Origin of the sequence: Helicobacter apodemus (assembly GCF_000765745.2) — a bacterium.
Taxonomy (GTDB): Bacteria; Campylobacterota; Campylobacteria; order Campylobacterales; family Helicobacteraceae; genus Helicobacter_D; species Helicobacter_D apodemus.
Genome location: NZ_JRPC02000056.1, coordinates 1 through 2,739, shown reverse-complemented (window position 1 = coordinate 2,739; position 2,739 = coordinate 1). Strand labels below are relative to the sequence as shown.

Here is a 2,739-nt window from a genome sequence, read left to right as displayed (position 1 = left end):
TAGGAGGACTTGAACCTCCGACCTCACCCTTATCAGGGGTGCGCTCTAACCACCTGAGCTATAAGCCCCTACTTTTAAAGCCAAACAATCTCTGACAACTAAGCAGGAAAAAGAAAGATATAACATAAACTAAATAAACAAATATTTAGTTAATTCTCTTGAAAGGAGGTGATCCAACCGCAGGTTCACCTACGGTTACCTTGTTACGACTTCACCCCAGTCGCTGCATCCGCCGTGGGCGGTAGCCAGTTTGGCATTCCGACTTAAGGCGAATACAACTCCCATGGTGTGACGGGCGGTGAGTACAAGACCCGGGAACGTATTCACCGCAACATTGCTGATTTGCGATTACTAGCGATTCCAGCTTTATGTAGTCGAGTTGCAGACTACAATCCGAACTGAGAGAAGTTTTTGAGATTTGCTCCATTTCACAATATTGCATCTTTTTGTACTTCCCATTGTAGCACGTGTGTAGCCCTAGGCGTAAGGGCCATGATGACTTGACGTCATCCTCACCTTCCTCCTCCTTACGGAGGCAGTCTCCTTAGAGTGCTCTACCAAATAGTTAGCAACTAAGGACGAGGGTTGCGCTCGTTGCGGGACTTAACCCAACATCTCACGACACGAGCTGACGACAGCCGTGCAGCACCTGTTTTCAAGCTCCCTAAAAGGGCACTCCCATATCTCTATAGGATTCTATCAATGTCAAGCCTAGGTAAGGTTCTTCGCGTATCTTCGAATTAAACCACATGCTCCACCGCTTGTGCGGGTCCCCGTCTATTCCTTTGAGTTTTAATCTTGCGACCGTACTCCCCAGGCGGAATGCTTAATGCGTTAGCTGCATTACTGCAGAGACAAGCTCCACAACAACTAGCATTCATCGTTTAGGGCATGGACTACCAGGGTATCTAATCCTGTTTGCTCCCCACGCTTTCGCGCATCAGCGTCAGTTATGTTCTAGCAGGTCGCCTTCGCAATGAGTATTCCTCTTGATCTCTACGGATTTTACCCCTACACCAAGAATTCCACCTACCTCTCCCATACTCTAGAATAACAGTTTCAAATGCAGTTCTATGGTTAAGCCATAGGATTTCACATCTGACTTGCTATTCCGCCTACGCGCTCTTTACGCCCAGTGATTCCGAGTAACGCTTGCACCCTCCGTATTACCGCGGCTGCTGGCACGGAGTTAGCCGGTGCTTATTCGTTAGATACCGTCATTATCTTCTCTAACAAAAGGAGTTTACAATCCGAAAACCTTCATCCTCCACGCGGCGTTGCTGCTTCAGGGTTTCCCCCATTGAGCAATATTCCCTACTGCTGCCTCCCGTAGGAGTCTGGACCGTGTCTCAGTTCCAGTGTGTCCGTTCACCCTCTCAGGCCGGATACCCGTCATAGCCTTGGTGAGCCATTACCTCACCAACAAGCTGATAGGACATAGGCTGATCTCATAGCGAAAAACTTTCCCCCGTAGGGAGTATCCAGTATTAATCATCGTTTCCAATGGCTATCCTAGACTATGAGGCACATAACCTATGCATTACTCACCCGTGCGCCACTAATCCACTTCTAGCAAGCTAAAAGCTTCATCGTTCGACTTGCATGTATTAGGCACGCCGCCAGCGTTCACTCTGAGCCAGGATCAAACTCTCCAAAAAAGTTAGAAGTTTATCTCTTTAATTAATTGGGATATAAACTTCTAAGGATAAGGAGTATGGCAAACTAAATACATAGTAAGCCACTCTCCCTATCAAAGTTTAAACTAAACATAAATTAAACATAAACTCTTCTAACAAAAGTGTTATTCATTGAAAGATTAAAGATATGATAATCAATGATAATGAAAAACTCTTTAGGATTTTTAAGTATTCTTGAAGTCTTGAAGTTTAACTTAAGAAGTTTCTTAAAAATTAAGAATAAGAATCTAATTAATTTCTTTAATTAAAAGCTTTAATGTAGATTCTTGGCTTTGGATTAGTTTGTCCTAAAATCTCAAAATCTCTGTTTAAACTTTTGTTTTACAAGCATTAGAAGTTAAGAAATCTTTATTGGTTATCTCTAAATTAAAACAATATAATAGCTATTAATTAATAGCTAATAAGATTCTAACCATAGCTATTGCAATTAGATACTTAAACCTCTTTAACTCTTATAAAACATCAAAGTAATAAATGAGTTCTCTATTATGATTTTAGAAAATTCAATAAGAAATGTCTTTCTTTAAGAATTTCCTGCTTAGTTGTCAAAGATCATTTAACTTTAATGTGGTAATACATTAAAAGATTAAAGAACATTTTTACATCTATTTGAGTTATTGAAATTTCTTTAAAGCTAAATCTTGGAATGCTTTCATTCTTAAAAGAGATACTAAAGCTTTATAATAGAGCATTACTTTTTAAAAAGATGGATAATGTCTCTTTAGTTTTCTATTTTTAATCAATAGAAGTAAGGAATGCTTCATTGTATTTCTTAGTATTTCTTAAGCTTCTTTATTGAATATTAAAAACTTAAATGTTTAACTTTAAGCCTTTAATAAATATTGAAAACTTAAGGCTTTAACTTTAATTTAAATACAACCTTTTAAATAGTTAAGTTACTAACTCTAATTTAACTTCATTAAAAGTTTAAGGAACTTATCTCTTAATATCCTAAATCAAGCTGAATTTTCAAAGAACCCTTTTAAAATGCAAAAAAGGAAGTGAAATTATAGTAAAAATAGCTTAATATGAGATTAAGGGG

General features: G+C 38.5%; 1 rRNA gene. It reads right to left on the bottom strand.

From position 1 onward, the window contains the following. Positions 1-161: 161 nt before the first annotated feature. Positions 162-1,658 (bottom strand): 16S ribosomal RNA (locus LS72_RS10260). Positions 1,659-2,739 lie beyond the last annotated feature (1,081 nt).